Origin of the sequence: Commensalibacter sp. M0355 (assembly GCF_016101365.1) — a bacterium.
In the GTDB taxonomy this organism is placed as follows: Bacteria; Pseudomonadota; Alphaproteobacteria; order Acetobacterales; family Acetobacteraceae; genus Commensalibacter; species Commensalibacter melissae.
The window spans coordinates 263182-289751 of sequence record NZ_JACFQQ010000003.1 but is presented as its reverse complement, the minus strand read 5'-3'; the positions used below and the strand labels follow the sequence as shown (position 1 = coordinate 289751).

At 37.2% G+C, this 26570-nt stretch carries 24 protein-coding genes and 1 tRNA gene; 13 read left to right on the top strand and 12 right to left on the bottom strand.

What is annotated here, in order from left to right:
• Nucleotides 1-156 precede the first annotated feature (156 nt).
• The 6 genes from H3T44_RS07195 (at nucleotide 157) to H3T44_RS07170 (ending at nucleotide 5799) form a co-directional block, all read left to right on the top strand.
• Nucleotides 157-1176 (top strand): aspartate-semialdehyde dehydrogenase, encoded by a 1020-nt coding sequence (locus tag H3T44_RS07195; RefSeq protein ID WP_198196741.1) that lies wholly within the window; start codon nucleotides 157-159, stop codon nucleotides 1174-1176.
• A gap of 354 nt (nucleotides 1177-1530) precedes the next feature.
• A complete protein-coding gene (sdhC, locus tag H3T44_RS07190; RefSeq protein ID WP_230873473.1) occupies nucleotides 1531-1983 on the top strand; it encodes a succinate dehydrogenase, cytochrome b556 subunit in 453 nt (150 codons plus the stop codon).
• A 64-nt stretch (nucleotides 1984-2047) separates the two neighbouring features.
• Nucleotides 2048-2461, top strand: a complete 414-nt coding sequence (gene sdhD / locus H3T44_RS07185) for a succinate dehydrogenase, hydrophobic membrane anchor protein (RefSeq protein WP_230873110.1) — start codon at nucleotides 2048-2050, stop codon at nucleotides 2459-2461.
• 27 nt (nucleotides 2462-2488) lie between these two features.
• Entirely contained in the window at nucleotides 2489-4300 is a 1812-nt protein-coding gene (gene sdhA, locus H3T44_RS07180; RefSeq protein ID WP_122124100.1) for a succinate dehydrogenase flavoprotein subunit, read from the top strand.
• A 19-nt stretch (nucleotides 4301-4319) separates the two neighbouring features.
• Complete coding sequence (locus H3T44_RS07175; RefSeq protein ID WP_110439083.1) at nucleotides 4320-5102, top strand: succinate dehydrogenase iron-sulfur subunit; 783 nt, start codon at nucleotides 4320-4322, stop codon at nucleotides 5100-5102.
• A gap of 34 nt (nucleotides 5103-5136) precedes the next feature.
• Nucleotides 5137-5799 (top strand): tyrosine-protein phosphatase, encoded by a 663-nt coding sequence (locus tag H3T44_RS07170; protein WP_370552694.1) that lies wholly within the window; start codon nucleotides 5137-5139, stop codon nucleotides 5797-5799.
• A gap of 13 nt (nucleotides 5800-5812) precedes the next feature.
• On the opposite strand, the gene H3T44_RS07165 is transcribed toward H3T44_RS07170, so the two are convergent.
• On the bottom strand, nucleotides 5813-6316 hold the full coding sequence (locus tag H3T44_RS07165) for a helix-turn-helix domain-containing protein (RefSeq protein WP_122124102.1): 504 nt from the start codon (nucleotides 6314-6316) through the stop codon (nucleotides 5813-5815).
• A 481-nt stretch (nucleotides 6317-6797) separates the two neighbouring features.
• On the opposite strand from H3T44_RS07165, the gene H3T44_RS07160 reads away from it, so the two are divergent.
• Nucleotides 6798-7580 carry an NAD kinase gene (locus H3T44_RS07160; protein WP_110439086.1) on the top strand — a complete coding sequence of 261 codons (783 nt, stop codon included), beginning with the start codon at nucleotides 6798-6800 and terminating at the stop codon, nucleotides 7578-7580.
• A 26-nt stretch (nucleotides 7581-7606) separates the two neighbouring features.
• On the opposite strand, the gene H3T44_RS07155 is transcribed toward H3T44_RS07160, so the two are convergent.
• The 3 genes from H3T44_RS07155 to H3T44_RS07145 all read right to left on the bottom strand — a co-directional run bounded on the left by H3T44_RS07155 (nucleotide 7607) and on the right by H3T44_RS07145 (nucleotide 9203).
• Nucleotides 7607-8296: a response regulator transcription factor gene (locus tag H3T44_RS07155; protein WP_198193533.1), complete on the bottom strand. Its 690-nt coding sequence runs from the start codon at nucleotides 8294-8296 to the stop codon at nucleotides 7607-7609.
• A 181-nt stretch (nucleotides 8297-8477) separates the two neighbouring features.
• A complete protein-coding gene (locus tag H3T44_RS07150; RefSeq protein WP_110439088.1) occupies nucleotides 8478-8915 on the bottom strand; it encodes a hypothetical protein in 438 nt (145 codons plus the stop codon).
• A 30-nt stretch (nucleotides 8916-8945) separates the two neighbouring features.
• A complete protein-coding gene (locus H3T44_RS07145) occupies nucleotides 8946-9203 on the bottom strand; it encodes a hypothetical protein (protein ID WP_198196740.1) in 258 nt (85 codons plus the stop codon).
• A gap of 669 nt (nucleotides 9204-9872) precedes the next feature.
• Here H3T44_RS07145 and H3T44_RS07140 point away from each other — a divergent pair.
• The 4 genes from H3T44_RS07140 (at nucleotide 9873) to H3T44_RS07125 (ending at nucleotide 14370) form a co-directional block, all read left to right on the top strand.
• On the top strand, nucleotides 9873-10067 hold the full coding sequence (locus H3T44_RS07140) for a DUF1656 domain-containing protein (RefSeq protein ID WP_110439090.1): 195 nt from the start codon (nucleotides 9873-9875) through the stop codon (nucleotides 10065-10067).
• A gap of 30 nt (nucleotides 10068-10097) precedes the next feature.
• Complete coding sequence (locus tag H3T44_RS07135; RefSeq protein WP_110439091.1) at nucleotides 10098-11009, top strand: HlyD family secretion protein; 912 nt, start codon at nucleotides 10098-10100, stop codon at nucleotides 11007-11009.
• 11 nt (nucleotides 11010-11020) lie between these two features.
• Entirely contained in the window at nucleotides 11021-12535 is a 1515-nt protein-coding gene (locus tag H3T44_RS07130; RefSeq protein WP_370552741.1) for an efflux transporter outer membrane subunit, read from the top strand.
• Between the two features lie 146 nt (nucleotides 12536-12681).
• Nucleotides 12682-14370 carry a DUF4435 domain-containing protein gene (locus H3T44_RS07125; RefSeq protein ID WP_198196738.1) on the top strand — a complete coding sequence of 563 codons (1689 nt, stop codon included), beginning with the start codon at nucleotides 12682-12684 and terminating at the stop codon, nucleotides 14368-14370.
• A gap of 31 nt (nucleotides 14371-14401) precedes the next feature.
• Here the strand turns inward: H3T44_RS07125 and H3T44_RS07120 are convergent.
• The 3 genes from H3T44_RS07120 to xseA form a co-directional block, all read right to left on the bottom strand.
• Nucleotides 14402-14488, bottom strand: a tRNA-Leu gene (locus tag H3T44_RS07120).
• A 163-nt stretch (nucleotides 14489-14651) separates the two neighbouring features.
• Nucleotides 14652-15089 carry a YcgN family cysteine cluster protein gene (locus H3T44_RS07115; protein ID WP_155566031.1) on the bottom strand — a complete coding sequence of 146 codons (438 nt, stop codon included), beginning with the start codon at nucleotides 15087-15089 and terminating at the stop codon, nucleotides 14652-14654.
• Nucleotides 15090-15246: 157 nt separating this feature from the next.
• On the bottom strand, nucleotides 15247-16698 hold the full coding sequence (gene xseA / locus H3T44_RS07110; protein WP_198196737.1) for an exodeoxyribonuclease VII large subunit: 1452 nt from the start codon (nucleotides 16696-16698) through the stop codon (nucleotides 15247-15249).
• Between the two features lie 53 nt (nucleotides 16699-16751).
• On the opposite strand from xseA, the gene purD reads away from it, so the two are divergent.
• Nucleotides 16752-18026, top strand: a complete 1275-nt coding sequence (gene purD / locus H3T44_RS07105) for a phosphoribosylamine--glycine ligase (RefSeq protein WP_198196736.1) — start codon at nucleotides 16752-16754, stop codon at nucleotides 18024-18026.
• Nucleotides 18027-18190: 164 nt separating this feature from the next.
• Here the strand turns inward: purD and H3T44_RS07100 are convergent, their stop codons facing one another.
• Nucleotides 18191-19225 carry a nitronate monooxygenase family protein gene (locus H3T44_RS07100; protein WP_198196735.1) on the bottom strand — a complete coding sequence of 345 codons (1035 nt, stop codon included), beginning with the start codon at nucleotides 19223-19225 and terminating at the stop codon, nucleotides 18191-18193.
• A gap of 183 nt (nucleotides 19226-19408) precedes the next feature.
• On the opposite strand from H3T44_RS07100, the gene H3T44_RS07095 reads away from it, so the two are divergent.
• Nucleotides 19409-21199 carry an FAD/NAD(P)-binding protein gene (locus H3T44_RS07095; RefSeq protein WP_198196734.1) on the top strand — a complete coding sequence of 597 codons (1791 nt, stop codon included), beginning with the start codon at nucleotides 19409-19411 and terminating at the stop codon, nucleotides 21197-21199.
• 110 nt (nucleotides 21200-21309) lie between these two features.
• Here the strand turns inward: H3T44_RS07095 and H3T44_RS07090 are convergent, their stop codons facing one another.
• The 4 genes from H3T44_RS07090 to truB all read right to left on the bottom strand — a co-directional run bounded on the left by H3T44_RS07090 (nucleotide 21310) and on the right by truB (nucleotide 26483).
• The gene (locus H3T44_RS07090; protein ID WP_198196733.1) at nucleotides 21310-22728 is read right to left on the bottom strand and encodes a nitronate monooxygenase family protein; all 1419 of its coding nucleotides are present in this window, start codon (nucleotides 22726-22728) and stop codon (nucleotides 21310-21312) included.
• 132 nt (nucleotides 22729-22860) lie between these two features.
• Nucleotides 22861-25029: a polyribonucleotide nucleotidyltransferase gene (gene pnp / locus H3T44_RS07085; protein WP_198185035.1), complete on the bottom strand. Its 2169-nt coding sequence runs from the start codon at nucleotides 25027-25029 to the stop codon at nucleotides 22861-22863.
• 238 nt (nucleotides 25030-25267) lie between these two features.
• Nucleotides 25268-25537, bottom strand: coding sequence for a 30S ribosomal protein S15 (rpsO, locus tag H3T44_RS07080; RefSeq protein ID WP_110439101.1), 270 nt, complete (start codon nucleotides 25535-25537; stop codon nucleotides 25268-25270).
• A 19-nt stretch (nucleotides 25538-25556) separates the two neighbouring features.
• Nucleotides 25557-26483, bottom strand: coding sequence for a tRNA pseudouridine(55) synthase TruB (gene truB, locus H3T44_RS07075; RefSeq protein WP_198196732.1), 927 nt, complete (start codon nucleotides 26481-26483; stop codon nucleotides 25557-25559).
• Nucleotides 26484-26570 lie beyond the last annotated feature (87 nt).

Here is a 26570-nt window from a genome sequence, read left to right as displayed (position 1 = left end):
AACATAGCTTCTTTTTTTTTCCTAATAATTTTCTTTATTTTCAAACAATTTTGATAAAATTTATTTACATAAATAATAAAAGAGTTAAAATATTTGGCTGGTTTCTAAAGACTTCTTTAAAATTTATTAAACTTTATTATCTAAGGATTATATACTATGGGATATCGCATAGCCGTTATTGGAGCAACAGGGGCGGTAGGTAGAGAAATCTTAAAAATTCTGGCGGAACGTGATTTTCCAATTAAGGAAATTGTTGCCTTGGCTTCTCCACGTTCGGCAGGAAAAGAAATATCCTTTGGTGACAAAAAAATTCTAAAAGTCCAAAATCTTGAAACCTTTGATTTTAAAGGATGGGATATCGCTTTATCCTCTCCTGGCGCATCCATATCATCCGTCTATTCACCCAAAGCAGCCAAGGCAGGCTGTATCGTGATTGACAATACTTCCCATTTCCGTATGGAACCTGATGTTCCATTAGTGGTTCCAGAGGTTAATCCGGAAGATTTAAAAAAAATCAAGCGGAATATTGTTGCAAATCCAAACTGTTCAACCATTCAGATGGTTGTTGCCTTAAAACCTTTGCACGACTTGTTCAAAATTAAAAGAATTGTTGTTTCGACATATCAAGCCACAGGCGGGGCAGGCAAAAAAGGAATGGACGAATTATATATCCAAACCAAATCATCATTGGTTGGGGATTCCATTTCAATAAACAATTTTACCAAGCAAATTGCCTTTAACTGTATACCTCATATTGATAAATTCATGCCAGACGGATCGACAAAAGAAGAATGGAAAATGAATGTGGAAACCAAAAAAATTCTTGATCCAGATATCAATGTTTTTGCAACCTGTGTTCGGGTTCCTGTTTTTATTGGACATGGCGAGGCAATTACCATTGAATGTGAACGCCCCGTTGATCTTGCCAAGGCACAAAAAGCCTTACGCAACGCTGAAGGTGTCATTCTATTCGATAAACAGGAAGATGGCGGCTATATTACCCAGATTGAGGCGGCAGGAGAAGATGCCTCCTATGTTTCACGACTCCGTATCGATCCAACAGTTCCAAATGGCTTAGGACTATGGTGCGTTTCCGACAATTTACGTAAGGGTGCAGCATTGAATACAGTACAGATTGCCGAAAAATTAATAGAAATGAATCTAATTTCTAAATGATGGTTTTTAACCAACAGATCATAAAATTGATATGATTTGTTGGTATCGAAATTAAAAACATAAATAAATTAATGATTACCAATTTCACGTTTCTATAGCCATTAATCCAATTTATACAAATTAATTTGATATTTATTTTATTATCCTGAAAATTGTTATTATCATATTCTTATTGTTACTTTAAAAATAAAACAAAAAACTGTTTAGTCATCAAATAACAAAGACCCCGAATACTTCATACACAATCAATTGAATGTCCAAAAATTGACTGGATCAATCTTTTAGTGGGGTATAAAGTGCAATTAACTTAAATCGGTATCAGCCGTGTTATAAGGATTAATTAGGAAATCAAGAATGTCGGATATACGCAAAACTTTTTATGTAGGTTACAAAAGTGACGGATCATATCGAAACCGACCAATGTCGCCCCATTTACAAGTTTACAAACCCATTTTATCAATGGTCTTGTCAATCAGTAACCGCATTACAGGCGGTGCACTTTCCGCAGGAAGTGCATTAATGGTTGCTTGGCTAGTTTCAGCCGCAAAAGGACCAAAATCTTTTCAAAAAACTCAAAAATTTACAGGAAGTTTTCTAGGACAAATTATTTTATTTGGTTTTTCATCAGCATTCTTTCTCCATTTTATTGGCGGTATTCGTCATTTTATTTGGGATTTAAGTGGCAAACGTCTTGAAAAACCTGAAATTAATCAAGACAGTAAATCAGAGGTTATCAGTGTCGCTGCTTTAACTTTAGCTTTATGGACTATTATTCTTGGTAAAAAAATCAAAAAAAGAAAAAAATAGACAACCTTCGTATTGATTAAAAAATATCAAAATAATTTTCTATAAACAATTAGGAGAAACTCCAATGAATACCTCTGTAGAACGCCCCACCATTCTACGCTCTTATCTTGGACGTATGCGTGGATTGGGGACAGGACACAATATTTTCGAACATTGGTGGACCGAACGCATAACCGCGGCAGGCAGTGCCCCTTTATCAATCTGGTTTATTATCCAAATGCTAAGATTGGGTGATGCAGATCATAAGGATGTTGTAAAATGGGCTGGAAAACCTACGAATACAATTTTATTACTCACACTTGTCTTGCTAACATTCCGTCATATGCAACTCGGCTTGGAAGTCATTACATCAGATTACGCACGTGAAAGAAAAAGATTGGCTCTTAATTACTGTATTAAAGGTGGGGCCTTATTTTTAGGAATTCTATCCGTAATTTCTATATTAAAATTATTTTTTACTGCATCCGCCAGTAAATAATTCAGCATTTAAAGGATATATATCGTAATGACTGATACTACTTTATCATTAAAAGATACGTATCGTATCGTGGATCATGCCTATGATGTCATTGTCATAGGGGCTGGCGGTTCTGGCTTGCGGGCAACATTGGGAATGGGTGCGGCCGGTTTTCATACAGCCTGTATCACAAAAGTATTTCCAACCCGCAGTCATACAACAGCAGCCCAGGGGGGAATTGCGGCTTCACTTGGAAATATGGGAGAGGATCACTGGCAATGGCACATGTACGATACCGTAAAGGGCTCTGACTGGCTTGGTGATCAGGACGCAATTGAATATTTATGCCGTGAAGCGGTTCCTGCCGTTTATGAACTGGAACATATGGGAGTTCCCTTTACCAGGAATAAAGATGGTAAAATCTATCAACGTCCATTTGGTGGACACATGCGCGACTTCGGAAAGGAACCCGTTCAACGCGCTTGTGCTGCGGCAGACAGAACTGGTCACGCTATATTGCATACACTTTATCAACAATGCTTGAAACATAATGTTGAATTCTTTGTTGAATATTTTGCTATTGATCTTATCATGGATGAAAATGGCACATGTCGCGGTGTTACGGCATGGTGTCTGGAGGATGGCAGTATACACCGTTTCCGTGCAAATCTGGTTGTTCTGGCGACAGGAGGATATGGACGTGCTTTTCAATCCTGTACTTCTGCCCATACTTGTACAGGTGATGGAAATGCCATGGTCATGCGAGCCGGAATCCCAACACAGGATATGGAATTCGTTCAATTCCATCCAACCGGTATTTTCCCAGCCGGCTGTTTGTTAACAGAAGGATGTCGCGGAGAAGGCGGCTATCTGACAAACAGTGAAGGTGAACGTTTCATGGAACGTTATGCGCCACATGCAAAGGACCTTGCTTCTCGTGACGTTGTCTCTCGTGCCATGATTGTGGAAATCAATGAAGGACGCGGATGTGGTCCCAATAAAGATCACATCATGTTACATCTTGAACATCTGGGGGCAGACCTTTTACACGAACGTTTACCTAGTATTGTTGAAACATCGCGCATTTTCTCCGGAATTGATGTAACCAAGGAACCCGTTCCTGTATTACCAACTGTCCATTATAATATGGGTGGTATCCCAACAAATCTTCAGGCCGAAGTTATTCGACCTACCAAAGACAATCCAGATGCAACCGTTCCGGGATTAATGGCAATCGGTGAATGTGCCTGTGTTTCCGTTCATGGTGCAAACCGCCTTGGCACGAATTCATTACTTGACTTGATTGTATTTGGTCGTGCAGCTGCCTTACGTGCAAAAGATATTCTTAAACCTGGCGCTCCTGTTGCTCCATTCCCTAAAAATGCCGGGGAAAATGCACTTGGCCGTTTAGATAAACTAAGATTTGCCAAAGGTGGAACCCGTGTGGCTCAAATGCGTGACACCCTGCAAAGAACCATGCAACGTCATGCAGCCGTTTTCCGGAATACTAAAAACATGGAAGCGGGCGTTGAAAAGATTAAGGATATCTGGTCTGGTCTGGGGGACATCTCTGTTTCCGATCAATCCCTGATTTGGAATACAGATTTAATGGAAGCCTTGGAATTCGAGAATCTATTGGCAAATGGTACCGTAACCATGGTAAGTGCAACCGCACGTCATGAAAGTCGTGGCGCACATGCCCATGATGATTATCCTGAACGTGACGATAAAAACTGGTTGAAACATACTGTTTCATATCTTAATGACAAGGGAGAGGTTTCACTTGATTATCGCCCAGTCCATATGAGAACTTTAACCGATGAAGTTCAGGTTTTCCCTCCTAAAAAACGGGTATATTAATCAGAGAAGGTGATGACTAATGGTTGAATTAAGACTACCCAAAAACAGTAAAATTGGAATTGGAAAAGTATTTTATGCCTCTTCACAGGCAAAAAATATTAAGAAATTTAGAATCTATCGTTGGAGCCCTGATGATAACAAAAATCCAGTTATCGACACTTACGAGGTGGATCTGGACAAAATCGGCCCAATGGTTTTAGACGCGTTAATTCATATTAAGAATGAAATTGATCCGACTTTATCATTCCGTCGTTCTTGCCGTGAAGGGGTTTGCGGATCTTGTGCCATGAACATTAACGGATTAAATACCTTAGCCTGTTCAAAACACATTAATGAATATGAGGGGGATATTGCAATTTATCCTCTCCCCCATATGCCCGTCATTAAGGATTTGATACCTGATCTTAATGGTCCATATGCACAATTAAGGGAAATTGATCCATGGCTTAAAGCTGATACCCCTCCCCCCCCCGATAAAGAACGGTTACAATCCATTGAGGAGCGTAAAAAACTGGATGGTTTATATGAATGTATCCTGTGTTTTTGCTGTTCAACCTCTTGCCCTTCATATTGGTGGAACGGGGACCAATATTTAGGCCCATCCGTCTTATTGGCTGCCATGCGTTGGGTTGCTGATAGCCGTGATGAGTATAAAGGCGAACGCCTTGATGAATTAGAGGATTCAATGCGTTTGTATGCATGCCGTACTATCATGAACTGTACACAGACATGTCCAAAAGGTCTTAATCCAGCTCATGCAATTGCTGAATTGAAAAGATTACAAATTGAACGTAAACTTTAAATAAGCTAAAAGATGAGTCATGAAAAAGAAATATATTTTTGACTCATCTTTTCCAAATCGTCGGGACTATCATATCGCATGGCTCAACAGCCTATTTGTTGACCATGCGATTTTTCGTTTATTATGGTCAAATTTTCAGACGGTTATTCCCGGTAAAGTGTATCGCAGCAACCATCCCACTCCAACCAGATTATTGAATTTAACAAAAAAATATCATCTTAAAACAATTATCAATTTACGGGGGAAAAGAAATTGTGGTTCTGATGCGCTATCCCGCCATATCAGTCATAAATTAAATTTAAAACATTACGACCTCCCTTTTGAAAGCCGTGGAGCACCACATATTGATCGAATTCTAAATCTTGCAAATATTTACAAAACTATTGAATTCCCTCTTTTAATCCACTGTAAATCTGGAGCTGATCGTGCAGGTTTAGTTTCCGCATTAATTCTTCTATTTGAAAACTACGATATTCATTCTGCAATGCGACAGCTTTCATGGAAATACGGTCATTTTAAATATTCCAGAACAGGAATTCTTGATGCTTTTTTTACCCAATATCTTCAGCAAACGCATGGAAAAGTGAAATTTTTATATTGGCTTCAATCCCAATATAATGAAAAGCAATTAAAAGACTCTTTCAAATCGAAAAAAATCTCCTCTTTTATTACAGATAACGTTTTACATAGAGAATGAAATATTTTTTAAATCATTCTGCCATAACCTTAATAAGATGTAGCAACTTTTTCCTGATTTCCTTATCTTTAATATGATAATACGCCTTTAACAAATCAACCGTTTCCTTATTATTCATAACATTCAAATCTGTAATTTTAATTTCCTCCTTAATGGCATTTTCCTTATCCTTGGTAATTAATATTTTTTTAACATCTAATGCCGTTGAAAATGATGGAGGAACCTGACTTTTATTTTCTTCGTTTCCGGTCAAAAACTCATCAAAGAAAAAATTAATCGGAACTTGCAAAAACTGTGCTATATAATAAAGTCTCGAAGCACCAACACGATTAAATCCCTTTTCATATTTTTGAATCTGTTGAAATGATAAACCTAAAGCTATAGCAAGTTTTTCTTGGGAAAAGCCTAATAACTTTCTTCTTAACCGGATACGGCTTCCTACTCGTTTATCTATAGGATTGGGAGGAATTTTTTTTTCTTTTGAAATACAGTTTGATAGCAATTCATTTGCTTTCATCAAATAATAAACTTTCACAATAAAATACTTGTAAAATCATATCCACAATAAATATTTATATTAAATAACTCTTTCAAAACATTATATATTACTAGACAAATATGATTGTTTACATTATTCTAAACTAATAAATATATATATATTTACATTCAGCCATAAAATATAATTTTAATTCAACACCATTATCTCTAATTGCATAATTTTTACCTAATTTATAAATATTAATAAATAATTAAATTGTTTACCTAAAATTAGCAAATAAATTTTAAATTTTGGTATATCAATCCTTTTTTAAGTATTATTCAGCTTACAAATCTATCTATTCAATCCAGTAGTTCTAGTAAAATTTTAATAATAAATTATATTTGATTTAATAATTTTGATTGATTAAAAAAGAAATTAATTAAACTAAAACAATATTGTTTATATGTTGCGTAATGTTTATAATTAATGAAATCTGTATAATTGCCGAGAACTATTTATGAGGTTTTTTGATAATCCACCCACAAAGTTTCATTTTTTATCCATGGATAAACCCGAGGCAATTCAATATAAAAATGACCTGGTAAAACAATATGGAAACGCAAGTATCGACCAAGCCGAAGTCATTATCTGTATTGGTGGTGATGGTTTTGTTCTAGAAACACTTCATACTTATATTAATTATCAGATTCCAATTTATTGTATCAATTTCGGTTCTGTTGGTTTCCTTACAAATCCCAAGATCAAGAAGGATCTTCCATCACTACTTCAAAAAACCCAACCAACTTGTCTTCATCCTTTGGCCATGTCAGCTAAAACAGTTGATGGTAAAACACACACAGCCCTAGCTTTTAATGATATATTTTTATACCGGCAAACCAGACAGGCAGCCAAAATAAAGGTGATAATTAATCATAAGATCAGGTTATCCGAACTGATTTGCGACGGTATCATTCTTTCAACACCCGCAGGATCGACAGCCTATAATTTATCAGCACATGGACCAATCGTTCCCTTAAATTCTGATTTGTTACCCTTAACTCCTATTTGTCCTTTTCGGCCACGCCGATGGAGAGGCGCATTACTTCCTTCAACAACTCTTTTTCAATTCTTGACCCTGGAAGAAAATAAACGCCCTATAGCAGCTGTAGCCGATTTCACAGAAATACGTGACGTTGTCGAGATTACTGTCAAAGAAAACAAATCTATAAAATCTTGTTTACTATTCAATCCAAATCAAAGTTTGTCAGAACGGATTATTTCAGAACAATTTTCCGAATAAAAATTGGTGAAACGTAATATCTATTTTCATTCACTATCCATTGTTGATTTACGGAAGATATAACCTTGTCCCCATATTGTTGAAATAAAATCTTCCGCACCAGCATCTTGTAATTTTTTTCTTAATTTACATACAAAGACATCAATAATTTTAATATCGGGTTCTACATTGCATTTGTATAAATGGTTTAAAAGTGCCGTCTTTGTAATTAAAGTGCCCCGTTGTAAAATAAGCAATTCCAAAATAAGATATTCCTTGCCTGTCAAATGAACCAATGCTTTATTAACGAATACTTCATGTGTTTCCAAATTGATACTTAATGCATCAATATGAATAATTTTTTTGGAAAATACTTTTTGGACACGTCTCAAAACCGCCTTGCATCTTGCAATCAGCTCATCCTCATAAAATGGAATTAACACATAATCATCCACACCTGCCTGAAAAGCTTTTATCTTACTTTCCAGATTATTTTGTCTGGAAACAACAATAATAGAAATCTTTTCATTTAATGCGCGCAATTCTCTAATGGTCGAAAAAAACAATTTATCCAAATTATTTCCTTCAACTATAATAAGATCATATTCATACAGATGAGCCGTTGATAATACCTCAATATCAAACGATACCCTATCGATAGAAAAGTCTGTTACTTTAAGTTTTTGGTAGAATTCATGCTCTAAAAAAAAGATTTCTCCCATAAGAAGAACGTGCATACTTCTACTCCAGGTTATAAAATGAATTTAAAATACTACTATAAAGTGCATAAGTTTATAAAAAAAATCAACAAAAACTTAATAATGATAATGATAAATTTGGAAAAACAATTTTTTTTCAACAACTTCGTAAATAATGTTGAAGTATTTATTATAAAAACCTCAACATTATAAATAAAATCTATTCAGATTTTTTTCTAAATTTCTTTTTAATAAACTGCCATATAAAACTTCGTAAATATCCACCCAACGGCCCTGTAAGGGCAGTAATTAAAGTTGTCAGGGCAATTGAATCACGCAATTGCTTTAAATTATGGTTCCGAATCACCTTGGCTTCTATCTCTTCTTCACCAATTTTTGCCTGCAAGGCCAGATAGAAAAAGATACCAGCACACAAAATATCAAAAATTAGGATAATTAATGATGATCCCAAAAAACCAATATGAAACAACCAGCAACACAGCGCCGCCAAAACAGCATGCAAGGAAATTAAAACAAATAATCCAAATACTGCCCCTATACAGCATAACAGGATTTGCTTGCTTACTCTAATTGACTTTTTTTTCAAAAGCAGGAGCTCTGCATCCGCTGCTGCTTTGCCAAATTCAACAATCTTCATGTATATAGACCATTTCTACAACAAATATTACTAGCGCGTCATCCGACCCAGTACAAAACCTATAATCGTGGAGATCAAAACCGCTTTGACCGGTTTGGATTGAACTTTTTTAGAAAGCTGCTCTACTTGTTCTTCTGCAACATCCTTCATATCATCCTTAATCTTATCTGTTTTATCTGCCATTTCAGCCTGAGCAGGATTAAGCTGTTCTTTTGAAGCCATGACATTATTTTGAACCTGATTTTTATTTTGCTTTAAATTTGTTTTTTTTTTCTTGCAAAAAAACATTTTAATTCCTTCTACATATCCGATAAAACCTGTTTCCAAGTTTAATATATATTTAAATTAATAATAATAAAAAAAGACAAGAAATATTATTTATTTTACTTTGAATAATGTAATAAGACTTAATGACAAGATCTAAACATACAATTAGATTTATTACTAATAAATGATATAACTCATAAAATGCTTTTTTTATCTAAAATTGCATATTAAAATTACTTGATTTTAATATGCAATTTAATTTTTTCTATTCAAATTTTCCAATTATGGACCAAATATTTCCTTTCTATTTTAACCTAAATTTTATTTACTGCAAAACGCATTGTAAAATAAAATTAATGTACATATACAATGAAAATATCTTGACTTGAAAATAATTTAGGCATAATCCGCACGGAGAGCATTTAATAATTCTTGATTTATTCCCTTACTTAAATATGTTTTAAATGCTACCCATATCATTATCCGTTTCTATCATAAATGGATTATATTATAAACAATATTAGAGTTAATTTTTTAAGATCAAATTGATTGATTCATGTTTTGTGCTTTAAAGAAAATTTTGTCCATAAAAAAAACAAATTTATATTACTCTTTTTTATTTTTCTGGGAATTTACAAACTATCCATTAAAAATTAGTAAAAATGTTTCCTTTTTTCTGAGTGCAACAAGATGATCGCTGAATTTGATTTTTTTGGTGTCTATATCGCCCCTTTTGTTGTTTATGCTTTATTTGCATTCGCCTTAACTGTTATTATCCGTTCTTTCCTGTGGAAAACAGGTTTAATAAAATTATTTTGGCATCTTGCTTTATTTGAAGTAGCTTTATATTTCAGTATCCTATGTTTGCTTATCTTATATGTATAACTTCTGACTTTAAGAATTTGTTTTTCAATCATGGCACCCATTAGTAATATCATCCGCATCATCTTGACCCTAATCATTGTAGCCATGGCTATAATTCTAGGGGTAGCCTTGTGGGACACCTACATGATTGCCCCATGGACCCGTGATGGTCGTGTCAGAGTATACGTCGTTAAAATCGCCCCGGAAATTTCGGGCACCATTGTACAGGTTCCTGTCAGGGACAACCAGTTTGTTCGCAAGGGTGATCCCCTTTTCGTAATTGACCCTTTACGTTTTAAAATCGCCATTCAACAGGCAGAGGCAAATTTGGAAAATGCGGAGGCCAATCTTGCCTTACAACGTCGTAATGCAATGCGTCGCAAAGGATTGGAAGGCATTGTTTCAACAGAAGAAAAAGAAGATTTCAATACAAAGGTTAGAACCGCACAGGCAAGTGTAGATACAGCAAAAGCAGCCCTGACAGAAGCCAAGTTAAATTTGCAGCGTTCCATACTTTATTCACCTGTCAATGGCTATATTACAAATCTTAATTTACGGGTTGGTGATTACGTCAATACAGGCAATTCATATTTATCCGTTATTGATGCCGATTCTTTCTGGGTCTATGGCTATTTTGAAGAAACCAAAATGTGGGGCATTCATGTCGGCGATGTCGCCCGGATCAAGTTAATGGGATATAAACAGATACTGCCCGGACATGTTGTCAGTATTGCCCGTGGTATCAATGACTCTAATGCCAACGCTGATAATTTTGGTTTGCAAAATGTTAATCCCATTTTTACCTGGGTTCGTTTGGCTCAACGTATTCCCGTAAGAATTCATATTGATCATATTCCAGACACGATCCATCTTTCCGCCGGCATGACCGCCACAATCAGTGTCGGCCCACAAACAAGTGGCAGAAAAGGAAAACTGGCCACCTGGTTACAAGATCATCTATGAGTATTTCAAACATGTTCCGTCTAAAATCTATCTGGCAGAAAGCAATTACATTTTCCTTGATTGGATTGAATGCCTGCACGGTTGGCCCCAATTTTCATCGGGATCACATGAAAATTCCGGAACAATGGACTGAAAAAGTATGGAAAAGACCAGCCACAGCCCAAGAGATTGTCCAGGCAGCGAACAACATGCGTCGTTGGTGGGAACAGTTTCATGATCCATTGTTAAATCAACTTGTTGAAAAGGCCATCCAGAACAATTATGACCTTCAGATGGCGGGACAACGGATTTTGGCCGCTCAATCCTTGCGTGATCAGCAGGCGTCTAAATGGTATCCCCAACTGGATGGTTCTGGCGGATTTGGATATCAGACATCTTCCAATACCTTATCCAGCAATATCTCGATATCAAAAGGAAATCCAAATAATGCCGTTATACGTCGTTATGGCGCGACATTCAGCTGGCAACTGGATGCATTCGGTTTGATCAGACGCATGGTTCAATCCCAAGAAGAGGCTGTAAAGGCCTCGATCGAGGATAGAAGAGCCGTCCTTTTAGCCATGCTTTCTCAACTGGCCAATAACTATGTAACCCTCCGCACCATGCAGCTACGGTTACGCATAGCGGATGAAAATGTTGCGATCGCCCAGTATATCTATAATCTGGCACAAAAACAGTATATTGAGGGTACAGGCACGACTCTAAGCACTGCCCAGGCAGAAGCCGAGCTTGAAACCCAGCGAGCAAGTCGAGAGCCCTTGAAAACCAGCATTACCCAGATTACCCATACAATTGATGTTTTGCTGGGACAAACGCCGGGAACCACGGAAACACTTCTTAAGATAGAACAGCCTTTACCAGACTTACCCCCATTTCCACCCTCCATTCCTTCCATTGCCCTGGCCAATCGTCCAGACATACGTATGGCCGAAAGGCAATACGCCATGGCAACGGCAAATATCGGTGTTGCGGTTGCAGAACTCTATCCACAATTCACCATTGACATGAGTGCGATGCCAACGACTTCTTTTACCAGTCAAATGGCCAATATTGCCAGTCTGGTATCCAGCAGCTTTATCAATCTTTCCATTCCAGGTCTGCATGGTGGCCGCCTTAGTGCCGCGGTTAAGCAAGCGCAGGCTCAGGCAGAAGAGGCACGGTTAAATTACCGTCAAACAATCCTGACATCCCTGAAAGAAATCGAGGATGTTATCGCGGCCTGGGGTGATGATTCAGAACATGTTGATCTGTTGCACAAATCCAAAGTAAGCAGCCAGACCGCCCTTATCCGTGCCCAAAAACTCTATAAGGCAGGACTTACAGGATATCTGGATGTCCTGACCGCGCAACGTACAGCCACAAATGCCGCCAATGAAGAGGCTGTGGCCATTTTGGAACGTTTCCAGGATTCCATCAATTTGTTCACGGCCCTTGGGGCCGGCTGGCAGGGTGTGGATATAACAAAAACGGAACTTCCCATGACCATCGAACAACAAAATCTGTTAGCGAAACTGGTCAAACAATAGATCTTCCTTTTTTCTCCATTATCCAGCAACTGTCTGAATCTATAAAAGAAAAATAAGATCAAACAATTTTCATTTTTATTATTCAACAATATGTTTAATATACCAAAGATATTTTAACCATCTTTGATATAAATCCATGTTCAATTATGACAAGTGAAAATTTATTTGAAATCCCTGTACCTCTTATTATTGACGAGACCAACAAGAATGATTCCACTAAAATCACTTTAGATAAAGGGGAGGCAATTTATATTGTTGGAGCGAATGGTTCCGGTAAAACCCATCTGGCACGATATATTGAACAATATATTATCCAAAACTACGGTGAATATAAAACATATCGTATCAATGCACACCGTGCAATATTTTTAAAGATTCCCCAAATTCAAATGAAAGAAGCACAAGCAAAACAAGCTTTGTTACCTAATCCAAGAAGCTCATTAATAAAAAATCAAGCTAGTAGATTAACTAGTCAATTTGGTCAATTAGAATTTTACAATGATAGTGACGAGTTATTACAATACCTATTTTCACAATCACAGAGTATTGCCACGAATTTTTATAATGATTACAACCCTAATCGTCCTCCTGTACAAAAACCGACAAGCAAACTTGAGCAACTACAATCCATATTTGAAAAGATCCTCCCTAATAAACAATTAAAATACACCGTAGATACAATTCGAATTAAGGACACCGATAAAGAAGATTATTACCCCATTATAGAAGCAAGTGAGGGAGAACGTTCTGTTTTTTATTTAATCGGTCAAATCCTTTTTCCGGATCCTGGTACCCTGATTATTTTTGATGAACCTGAACAACATTTACATCCTTCCATCTTAACACCACTATGGAATGAACTGAAAAAAATACGTCCAGATTGTGCTTTTATAACCATTTCACACGATTTAAATTTTATCGCCAATCAGGCAGGAAAAAAATATATTCTCAAAAAATACCAAAGAAATTTTCCTGAATCTGATAAATGGGATATAAAACCGCTTCCAGATAATATGCCGTTATCAGAGGAAATTGTTACTTTGATTTTGGGTAGTCGTCGTCCCATCCTATTTGTTGAGGGACAAGAAAACAGTTTAGATCAAGCTGTTTACCGCGCATGTTATCCAGAATGGACAATTATTCCAAGCAATTCATGTACAGAAGTTATTCATGCGGTTAATTCGCTTAACAACCATCCATCTTTAACTCGTATTAATTGTGCGGGTATCGTGGATGCTGATTATCGTGGTACAGATGAAATACAAAAACTGAATAATCAAAATATTTATGTACTCACCGTCCTTGAAATTGAAAATCTTTTTCTATTAGATGATGTTCTCGAGATTATTGCTGAACTAGAGCAATATAACGATAAAACGGAAAAAGAAAATCTGATTCAAGAGATAACCTCTCAACTTCTCGATACTATCAATAAAAATAGAAATTCGTATATCGTGGAATATGGAAAATTACAATTAAGCAGATCATTTTCTAGACTTTCACCTTCTGATGATAAAATCAAGAAGCAGGAATCTTTAATTGAATTTTTTAACAAAAGCCTTGATGAATTAAAAAATTCTTTTCAAGAAGATCTACAAAAAACTGAATACAATATTAACAAAGCAATTGAGGAAAAAAATATAAAAGAGCTATTAAAATGGTATAATGGCAAAGGTGAAGGATTATCAATTATCAGCAAAATCTTGAAGAAACAAAAAAAGGAAGATTTTCTTAAATGGATAAAACGCTTACTAGAAAATAGTAATGAAAATTTGATTGATGTATTAAAAAAACATTTACCAGAAATAAAAAATAATGCCAGAAATAAAAAATAATGTCTGACAGATCATTCAAATATGATTCAGGTGGTGCGAACTGTGGGACTTGAACCCACACGTCCAAAACGGACACAAGATTTTAAGTCTTGAGCGTCTACCATTCCGCCAAGCTCGCCCATATTTTGTAAAAGGATTAATAGCATGAAGAACGAAAAGGTCAAAGAGTAAATTTAAAAAAAATTAATTATTTGATAAAAGATTTCAAATCCATGTAAAATTCTCCAATGCAAGTAAATATACAGCCTACAATGAAGAAAGAAAACCGCTCATTATGTTTTTCAATCAATCCATTCCACTATATAATCCTCCAATTCCCCTGCATCATGTTCACTCACAACCTTTCCCCGCACGGAAATACCGGCTTTATGCATGGCTTCAAAATTGCCGGCAATCAAATAATGCCAAGGATAAAGTGTCTTGCCTTCCGCTATTAAACGATATGCACAGGTGGAGGGCAGCCAGTCAATCCTTGATAAATTCTTTCGAGTCAATTGGATACAGTCCGGAATCCTGATTTTACGATGACAGTAATCCGAACATTGCCCTGTTTTTATATCCAGCAACCAACAGGCAACATTTGTATAATAAATTTCATTCGTATCATCATCCCGCAATTTATGCAGGCAACACCGACCGCAACGGTCACATAAAGCCTCCCATTGCTCCTTGTTCATTTCTTGAAGTGACAAGTTTTCCCAATAACGATCCGTAACCATAACAACCAATATAATATTCTGATCAAAAAAATGATTTACGATATTTCAAAATTCAATTTTTCAATAAATCAACTTTCATCTCAATTTATATAATTCAGGTTGCGATTTAATTAAATTGAATAATTCAACAGGATTGATTATAAACCGTTTAATCAATTTACAGATCAAAACTTTCCTGACAGTTTTCCTGCCGCTTCAAAACACGTACGTCTTTCTGCCCATCATAAAAAGTTAAGATCAAATCAGATCCAGCCCTCAATCCTCTTGCTTCAGTTACAGCCTGACCTTTCTTATTCTGTACCAAGACATATCCCCGCGCCAATACAGCCTTGGGGGAAAGAGCTTCCAATCTTGCCGTGACACTTTCCAATTTCAGCTGCCTTTCTCTCAATAAATTACGTACATTCGATATGGAGAACAGGGGTAAATTATTTTCCAGCTGACGCATGTAATGCAGCCAAGAAATTGCATATTGTTTTTCATTAAAGGCCAGTTGTCTCTTGAAACGATCAATCAGTCCCAAAAGATATTGATCAACAGCCTGAATGGAAGAAAGCTGATGTCTCCTTTTCAGAACCAATGCTGGAAGCGCCAAATCCAGACGATAGGAACGGTCATCCAGGCGCATACGGTTTTGCGCCAATAGAGTGGGAACGTCCGGCAGTCTGGTAATGGCCTTGTTCAAACGCAGTTGATAAGATTGAATAATCTGTATTAATGCTTTATTCAAACGCGTAACCAGCTGCATTATTCCAGCAGCAAGATCAACCTGCGAAGGAACTGCCATTTCCGCAGCTGCAGTTGGAGTCGGGGCCCGACGGTCAGATGCGAAATCAATCAAGGTTGTATCTGTTTCATGTCCAACTGCTGAGATCAGGGGAATTTTCGACTCTGCTGCGGCCCTTACAACAGCCTCATCATTAAAGGCCATCAAGTCTTCCAGTGATCCACCCCCTCGTGCAACAATCAAGATATCAGGACGTGGAATTTTACCATTAACAGAAAGGGTGTTAAATCCAATAATAGCCCTGACAATCTGTTCACTTGCCCCCTCTCCCTGAACCGCCACTGGCCAGACCAGGATATCCCTGGGAAAACGTCGTTGAATTGTTGTGCGAATATCGTGCAAAACCGCGCCTTTAGAGGATGTAATCACACCTATTACTTTTGGCAATAGAGGAAAAGGACGCTTTTTTTCCTGGTCAAATAAACCTTCAGCTTCCAATTTCTTTCTTAATTTTTCGATACGGGCCAATAAAGCCCCTTCGCCTGCATAATCAATCTGATCGACAATAAGCTGATATGATGAACGTTCCCCATAAGAAGAAATCTTGCCTGTTGCAATAACCTCAATACCGTTTTCGAGTTTTATAGTAAGTTTTGCCGCCTTGAACCGCCAGATAATTGCTGTCAGTTTTCCATTTTCATCTTTTAGGGAAAAATAAATATGTCCAGACGGATACTGTTTTAACTCGGTAATTTCCCCCCTCACTTTAATCCGAGAAAAATTTCCTTCCAAAACTCGCTTAATCGCTGTAGAAATATCCCCTACACTAAATTCTGGTATATTATCCGTCATTCGATCAGAAAGTTGCTCATCTATCGACATAAATATGATACAGCCTTATCCCAAAAAAAGAAACATCAGTAAAGGAAATCTCTATGCGCGTTTTACTCGTCGGTTCTGGAGGAAGAGAACACGCCCTTGCCATGGCTCTTGCTTGCTCACCCAATCTTACCGAGCTTTTTATCGCACCAGGAAACCCAGGTACTGCACAATATGGTAAAAATATAAACATTAAGGTAGATAATATTACCGATTTAGTAAAATTTGCACAAGACAATCATATTGATCTTGTTATTCCCGGACCAGAATTACCTTTGGTTAAAGGATTGACCGATGCTTGCCAGCACGCCGGGATCCTCTGTGCAGGTCCCAGCCAAGCGGCTGCACAGCTGGAGGGAAGCAAGAGTTTCACAAAAATGATCAGCGATGCCGCCCGGATCCCAACTGCAGCATGGAAAGAGTTTTCAGATAGTGAACAAGCGGTTGCTTATTTGAAAACCCAATCTTTTCCAATTGTCATCAAGGCAGATGGTTTGGCGGCAGGAAAAGGCGTTATTATCGCCTATACCTTTAAGGAAGCTGAAGAAGCGATCGAAACAATCCTGCAAGATAACCGTTTTGGCGAAGCAGGCAATAAAATCGTTATCGAGGAATTTCTGACAGGAGAGGAAATTTCCCTATTTGCCTTTTGCGATGGAGAACATGCGGTTTTAATCGGAGCGGCTCAGGATCACAAACGCATTGGCGATAATGATACGGGGCCCAATACTGGCGGAATGGGAGCAATATCCCCACCACCTTTTTTTGATCACGCAGCCCAAGAGAAAGCGTTGGATATAACAGTCAGACCCATGCTGCGCGAAATGGTAAAACGTGGAATTCCTTTCCGTGGCATCATTTTTGCCGGACTGATGATTACAAATGATGGGCCTTATCTAATTGAATATAATGTTCGTTTTGGAGACCCGGAAGCGGAAGTTCTGCTTCCTCGACTGGAAACAGATTTGTTAGATATTCTCTATAATCTCAGTCAGGGAAAATTAAAAAAATCAGAAATCAAATTCTCTGATCAAGCAGGGATTTGTATTGTTATGGCGGCAAAAGGATATCCGGGAACACCAGTTGTAGGCGGAATTATCCAAAATATTGACCAAGCTGAATCCCTACCCCATGTAAAAGTCTTTCATGCTGGAACCAATTATAACGCTCAACAAGAACTTTGTGCAGCAGGAGGTCGTGTCTTATGCGTTGCCGCTTTTGATAAAACACTCAAACAAGCACAGACAACCGCATATAATGCCGTTAACAAAATTAACTGGAAAGATGGTATCTGGCGCACGGATATCGGTAATAAAGCTTTAAAACAGTAGAATAATATAAAAACGATATTTCAAAACAGGTTAAATTGAATGTATCTTAAAATACGTTCAATTTTTACAATTCAGCAAATATGCATTTTATTTTCTAAAAATTATAGTAAAAAATATTGCTATTTAATTTAACTCTATCTTCATACTCCAAATAATGATTAAGATCAAAAATCAACATTTTCAATAAAAGACTTCATTAGATCTGGCGCTTCCATTTTTTTAATTTTTGAAACCTTTGATCCTGCCCAAAATGCGGCATATTGAGGCTGTCTAGTATATTCGTAAATTTTCTTGGCAAAATAATAAGTATAAGGATAAGGTGGTGTTAAAGGCCGATCTGGTGAATCAATTTTTAAATGCCAATCATTGACCAACCCCCTGGCAGGTCGACCAGAAATGGTCGCGGTAATTTGCGTAACTTTAGAATTAAATAATGATTGTCTATAGGTTTCACTCGCTTTTGACGAACTGCATTGGACGAATGCCGTTCCTAACTGAACACCATTTGCCCCCACTCTAAGACAATCATGAATATCTCGTGCATCCATAATACCACCGGCAGCCACAACTGGTATTGATAAATTATTTTTAATCAGAAAAACCAGTTCTAGTGTTGGTATCGCCGAATCAATATTTGGATTAAAAACACCCCGATGACCACCCGCTTCTATACCCTGCGCTATTATTATATCTATACCAGACCTTGCTATGTATGAAGCCTCTATCAAATTTGTCGCAGAAGCCATCGTAACAATATTGGCTTGTTTCAATCTGTGAATTTGACTTTTGCTTGGGATTCCAAAATGAAAACTAACAGCGGGAACTTTTTCTTGAATTACTAAATCCAGAAAATTGTCATTCTCTAAAAAACTGGAATAAAGACAGGAAAAAGCCTGACTAAAATTATTCATCAGATCTATCCTGCCAAATTTTGAACAGCAATATTGAACCCACTGATTTTCAAGTGTAGCATCTGATTTCTCTGGTTGATGACAGAAAAAATTGACCTGAAAAGGTAAGGAGGTCAGCTGTTTCAGCTGTTCAATTTGCTTTTTCGCCTCTTCATGATTGCAGGATCCCAGTCCCAATGATCCCAATCCACCAGAATTTGAAACCTCAGCTGCCAGTTTTGGTGTTGATACACCCGCCATTGGTGCAAGAAAAATAGGATATTGAATATTCAAAAATTTTCGTAACATTTTTTATACACTTAAATACTAATAATATACTTCTTAATAAAACCAATTAAATTATAACTTTATTAGTTATTTTAATTTGTATTATATTTCGTTTCAATGTGTTATTTATTATATAATAATAATTATATTAATAATGCATTAATTTTATTTAAAAATATTAATATATTAATAGAAGAAAAAATTATGAATAATGATTATAATAAGATTAAAATATCTATAATAGGATTGGGATCAAGAGGCCTCAACGTACTTGAAAGAATTATATCCCATTGTATTTGGGATGAGAAACTAAAAGATAAGCAGATTATTTTACAACTATTTAACGAAAATAAAGATTATGGTGCCGGTTGTCATGATATCAATCAATCAGAAAATTTATTAGTTAACACTATTTGCAGTCAGATTACTGTTTTCCCTGATGATACGGTTAAAAACTACAAATATGCAATCCGGGGACCAACCTTTTATGAATGGTTAAAAATCAAATATAAATCACAAAATAAAACAATCAACCCTTTAAACTATTATTCACGAAAGGATCTTGGCGAATACCTATGCTGGGTCTTTAATTATTTATGTTCTATCAAGGTACAAAACCTTCAGATCATCAAAATACAGGAAAAAGTTATAAACATTTTCGGCAGTGATAAAAAAAAATGGAGTATCGTTACGAAAAATAATACTTACTCATCTGATATTATTTGTATAACCACCGGTCACGATACCCAAAATTGCGAATTTCCAAATAAGAAAAAAATATATGCTTATCCTTTGGAAAAATTAGACCATATCATTACGAATAAAGAAACCGTTGCAATACAGGGACTTGGCTTGACCACATTTGACGTTATTTCCAAATTGACTGAAGACAGAGGAGGGAAATTCATTAAGGAAAAAGATCACCTAATCTATCAACCCTCTGGAAAAGAACCTAAAATTATAGCTTTTTCCAGATCAGGATTACCCTTGAATGCACGGGGGATAACGCAAAAAGAATTAAGAGAACAATACAAGCCCCAAATTTTTACCAAAGAAAAAATAATTGAGTTAAAAAACAATAAAAAAAATGATTTTGAAAAAGATTATCTACCGTTATTGATTGAAGAAATGGAATGTGTTTACAGTTTTACCTACCTCAAAAATCAGGACATAATCAAGGCTTATAATTTCCTTAATGACTATCTAAGAAACAAATCACAAAGAAACGCGATTGTAAAAGCCTATATCCCTGATGAAAAAGAAAGATTCTCATGGGAAAAAATTAGCGATCCGCTTGCCCATACTTCCTTCAAAAGTCAGGAAGAATTTCATAACTGGCTTTTAAACTATTTACAGGAAGATATACATAACGCTTTACAGGGCAATATAGACAATCCCACCAAGGCAAGCACTGATATTTTAAGGGATGTACGTGATTGGATCAGATTAACCGTTGACCATTGTGGCCTGTCGGAAAAAAGTGCTATCTGGTTCAATGAAGTATTTAAACCTATCATGATCCGAATTTGTGTTGGTCCACCTCTTGAGAGGATTCAACAAATGATCGCTTTAATCAAGGCCAACATATTGCGCATAGATTTGGGACCGAATGTTAAAGTAGAAGAAAAAAAGGAAAGCTTTTACCTAACAACACAATTTAACGAAGTCATTCGTGCTGATTATTATATTGTTGCCATGGTCAATGCACCCATTGCAAAAGAAAGCAAAGACATTCTTTTTCAAAATATCCTGAAAAACAATATAGGCTGTCAATTCCATATTGGCAATTATGCTCTAGGAGAATTTAATGTCAATGCAAACTTCAATTTGATCAATCAAAACAATCAGATAATCAAGTCTATTTATGCTCTAGGAGTTCCCACTGAAGGCAGTAAATTTTATACTTATATTTTACCAAGACCTTTTGTTAATTCGACAGCTTTATTTGATGCAGAAGTCTGTACCAATAATTTGTTATCGCAAATTGCCAGATAATATTTTAACAAATATTCAATAGTTTTTTAAAAACTAGTTTAATCCAAAAAATTCTAAATTATTTGAACAGTAATTTAGAATTTAACATTCGATACTGGATAATTTTATCATTAATATCCGGTTATAATTCGATCAACCAACTGTTTAACTGTTGGAATAAACCCATTATCATAAAATGGGTCAGATCCAAATCGCCACCCTGTGGTTCCACTAAACATCAAATTATGATCAACCACCTCCTTTGCGTCAGGACCATTTGCATGAGCTATTGCCTGTAATGTTTTCTGGATACAAAAAGAGCGGGGATCGGGTCGATTTCCTGTCGTATAACTGGGACCAACCTGTGACCAATTTGAAAACTGGCACATTGACAGGCATCCCATGCAGTTATTCTGATCCTGTTGTATCTCTCCTGCTTTTTCAGGAGTTACAAAAATGAATGTATGATCTGGAGTTCGGAGAGGCTGAGTAAATCCCTCGCTTTCCCATTTCTTAATATTTTCAAAACTCGTCTGGGTAACATAAATCAAACGTTTTCTAGCCCCATATTCATATGGAACATTCATCATTTCTGTAGCTTCCCTTGAAAAAGGAACTTGCCTTTGAGACCGTTCCTTCAATTCATTAAGAAAACTATTTTGAACTGCCGATGAATAAAAACCTGTAGGAGAGAAATGATTAAGATATACATCACCTTTTTTCAATGTCCGCAAACGATCTTTCCAAGCTTGAGGGATTTGGCTTTCCCTCGTTAACAAAGGTCTTGTACCGAACTGAAATGCAATCATACCCAAACCTGGATTATCAATCCAATCTTCCCATTCAGAAAGCCACCAGACATTACCTGCCATAATGATTGGAACATGATCCAGTCCATATTGGCGCATGACTCTTCTCAACTCTACAACGCGTGGAAAAGGATCCTGCGGTTCTAATGGATTTTCACTATTTGATAACCCATTATGCCCCCCAGCCCTCCATGGATCTTCATAAACCACCCCACCAAGCCATTCTGGCGTTTTTCTATAAGATCGACGCCATAACGCATTGAAAGCACGTCCAGAGGAAACAATGGGATAGTAATATAATGCATGTTTTGCAGCAATTTCTGATAAACGATAGGGCATTCCCGCTCCACAGGTAACACCATTAATCAAACCTTTTGATTGTTCCAAAACCTGAGATGCAATCAGTTCACTTGCTGCCATTTCCCACATAATATTGACATGAAGAGGCACTTTTGGCCCCGCAATATCACGGGCAACCCTTATTTGGGTTATTCCGCCCTTAATTGCATATTGAATGAGTTCTTCATGTCGTTCACGCCGTGTTTTTGCATGATAGATCTGGGGAATAACATTGCCATTTTCATCATAACTATCAGCATTTACAATGGAAATGGTTCCAATTCCACCCGCAGCAGACCAATGACCAGCAGATACTCCTGTAGAAACAGAAACCCCTTTACCCCCTTCAATCAAAGGGAGGACTTCTTTATTTCCCATACGAATTGAATTAACTGCTTTCATTATTACTCCTGCTCTATATGCAGTGGACTAAACAATCTAAACCAAAAAAAACTTTGAATAGCCCACTTATATTTATTCCAATAAAAAAATCAAGAATCATCTTTTTATTGAAAAAATGATACACATAAAAACCTATGAGCGTTTGGACTGGTTATCATTGCGATTACGAGATGACGAGCTGTTTTTGACTCCAACGACTTCACTGATGTCAGCACCTGTTTCCTGATCTACCTCACGCATGGAAAGCTTGATTTTTCCTCGATCATCAAAACCTACAACCTTTACCTTGACAGTATCCCCCATTTTGACAACGTCACTTGTACGACCGACACGCCCGGCTGATAATTCAGAAATATGAACCAGCCCGTCACGAGCCCCCATAAAATTGACAAATGCTCCGAAATCGGCAACCTTTACAACTTTTCCTGTATAAATGCGGCCAACTTCTGGTTCAGCAATGATTGCATTGATACGCTCCTTGGCTTTTTCCGCCTGTTCATTCGATGTAACAGCAATTTGTATTGTACCATCATCATCAATATCAATTTTACAACCTGCATATTCAACAATTTCACGAATTGTTTTACCGCCAGATCCAATAATATCCCTGATCTTTTCCTTGGGCACATTCATAATGATGACATGTGGTGCATTCTCTGCAATGTCATTACGGCTTTCTGTCAAGGCTTTTGCCATTTCACCCAAAATATGAATTCTTCCTTCACGAGCCTGTTCCAAGGCCTGTTCCATAATTGCTGGTGTAATGGATGTAATTTTAATATCCATTTGTAAAGCGGTGACACCAACTTCAGTACCAGCAACTTTAAAATCCATATCTCCCAGATGATCTTCATCACCAAGGATATCACTCAATACAGCAACACCCTTTTTCTCCTTGATCAATCCCATGGCAATTCCCGCTACAGGACGTTCCAGTGGCACACCTGCATCCATCAGGGATAAAGAGGTTCCACAAACCGTAGCCATAGAGGACGAACCGTTACTTTCCGTAATTTCAGAAACTACACGCATGGTATATGGAAATTTTTCCTTGCTTGGCAACAGAGGATGAATAGCTCTCCATGCCAGTTTTCCATGACCAATTTCACGACGCCCAGGTGAACCCAACCGTCCACATTCCCCCACAGAATAAGGAGGAAAATTATAATGCAACATGAAATTAGAACGATATTCCCCTTCTAACGCATCCACAACCTGTTCATCTTGAGTTGTACCTAAAGTTGTCACAACCAGAGCTTGCGTTTCACCCCGGGTAAAAAGAGCGGATCCGTGTGTTCTAGGTAAAACACCAACCTCACTGATAATGGGTCGAATCGTGGTTAAATCACGTCCGTCAATCCGCAATCCTGTCTTTAACACTGAATTACGAACAATATCGGCTTCCAATTTATCAATCAAGGAACCCGCCTTGGCTGTATCAAATTCTTCCTCAACAAGCTTATCAATAATTTTGGTACGTGCCGCATCCAGTAAAGTGTAACGTTTTTGCTTTTCCTTTTCCTTATAAGCTTCCGCCAAAGGTTTGCGTCCAATCTTGTCAATACGAGTTTTTAATTTCTTCTCTTCTGCAGTAGGTTCAGACAATTCCCAAGGTTGACGGGCAGCATGCTCGGCCAAAGCGATAATTGCATCAATAACAGGCTGACAGGCCTCGTGACCAAAATTAACAGCCCCCAACATTACTTCTTCACTTAATTCCTGGGCTTCGGATTCAACCATCAGAACCCCTTCGGAAGTACCCGCCACAACCAAGTCCAATTTGGTTTGATCCATCTCCGCCAAAACCGGATTTAGAACATATTCATTATCAATATATCCAACCCGGCAACCCGCAATCGGTCCAAAGAAAGGAATACCGGACAGGGTCAGCGCTGCAGAACAGCCAATCATGGCAACAATGGCAGGATCATTTTCCATATCATGACTTAAAACAGTCGCTATAACCTGCACTTCATTACAAAAATTATCAGGAAATAATGGACGAATAGGCCGATCAATAAGTCGAGAGATCAATGTTTCGATTTCAGAAGCGCGCCCCTCACGTTTGAAAAAACCGCCAGGAATTTTTCCAACTGCAAAAGCCTTTTCCTGATAATGCACGGTTAATGGAAAGAAATCCTGATCTGGATTGGCTTTCTTATTTCCAACAGCTGTACATAATACTGTAGTCCCGCCATAAGTGGCCATCACTGCACCATCTGCCTGACGCGCTATTTTACCTGTTTCCAGAATAAGAGGACGTCCCCCCCATTCAATTTCCTTACGATAATATTTAAACATTTTTTATCCTATGAAGTTATACGCAAGAAAATTTTTTTAACCATCATTACATTCAATGCTGTAAATAACAGCGTTTCGGACGGCATGGAGCATTTATATTTTGTTATTTTCACACCATGTGGCCTGAAACGCTGTAAAGCTGGATTTCAAAAAACTTTCCTGTTTTGATTATAATATACTCAATATTCTTAATTTATAAAATAAAGACTGGTTTAATAGATAAACCAGTCTTTATTTTTTAACGACGCAAACCTAAACGCTTGATCAGGTTTTCATAACGGCTTTTATTAACCCGACTGATGTAGGCCAGCAAACGACGACGTTGACCAACCAATTTCAATAACCCACGCCGGGAATGAAAATCCTTGGCGTGTTCTTTCATATGTTCAGTTAAATTATTAATTCTTTCTGTTAACAAAGCAATCTGAACCTCAGGAGACCCTGTATCATTTTCTTTGGTTTGGTATTCTTTAATTAGCTGGGTACGACGATCCGGTGTAATCGACATCGTATATCCTTTCATCAATTTAAATATTAAAAATACGAACAGGACGCAGCCATTTATTGTTTAAATGGCACAATCCTATAAAATGCTCCTTTTTCATTGCACGAACAATACCATCATATGAATTCACATCCAGTGCAAAACGATTCCGTATCTCGGTCAGATCAATAGATTTGCCAAGATTCAGGGATTCAGCCTCCTCTTCAGTCACAGCTAGAGCCGGGATGTCGTCCAGCGCAGTTTGAACGGGAAGAAGCATATCTAAAGAAACAACTCCTTTTTTGCCATTTTCAACGATTTTGTCCAGTAAAAAAGCATTTGCAATATCAAATGGACCCACGCGAAGGCGGCGTAATTCAGAAACATAACCAATTGTATTACAGGCAACCGCCAAATCCCTGGCTAAAGAACGCATATAAACGCCTTTACCAGAAACAACTTCAAACTTTGCACGATCTTTATCAATCCGTTCTATCATTCGAAAAGAATCAATACGTGCCAACCGTTCTTTTAGTTGAGGTTTTTCCCCTTGACGTGCTAAGTCATAAGAACGTCTACCTTGCACCTTTACCGCTGAGTAGATAGGAGGTACCTGATATATTTCTCCTTGAAAGGACTGTAAAGCCTTATTGATTTGTTCATCACCCGGTCTGAACTCTGAATGGTCAAGAACCTCACCTTCAGCATCATCCGTTGTACGAGATTCTCCAAAAGTAAGTTCAAAATGATAAACTTTTGTCTTATCCATAATGTAAGGGATTGTTTTGGTTGCCTGGCCAAAAGCGATGGGTAACAACCCTGTCGCCAATGGATCCAAGGTACCACTATGCCCTACCTTACAGGCATTAAAAGCATATTTCACCCTATTTACAACGTAAGCAGATGTCACATTTAATGGTTTATCAACAAGAAGCCATCCATCCAACTTCTGTTTACGTTTTGTATGCATCAATCAATCAAAAATCCTACTTCTCTGAAAAGTAACTTTTATATTACCAATACTTCTCTTTTTTACATAGTTACTTTTTACAAAAAA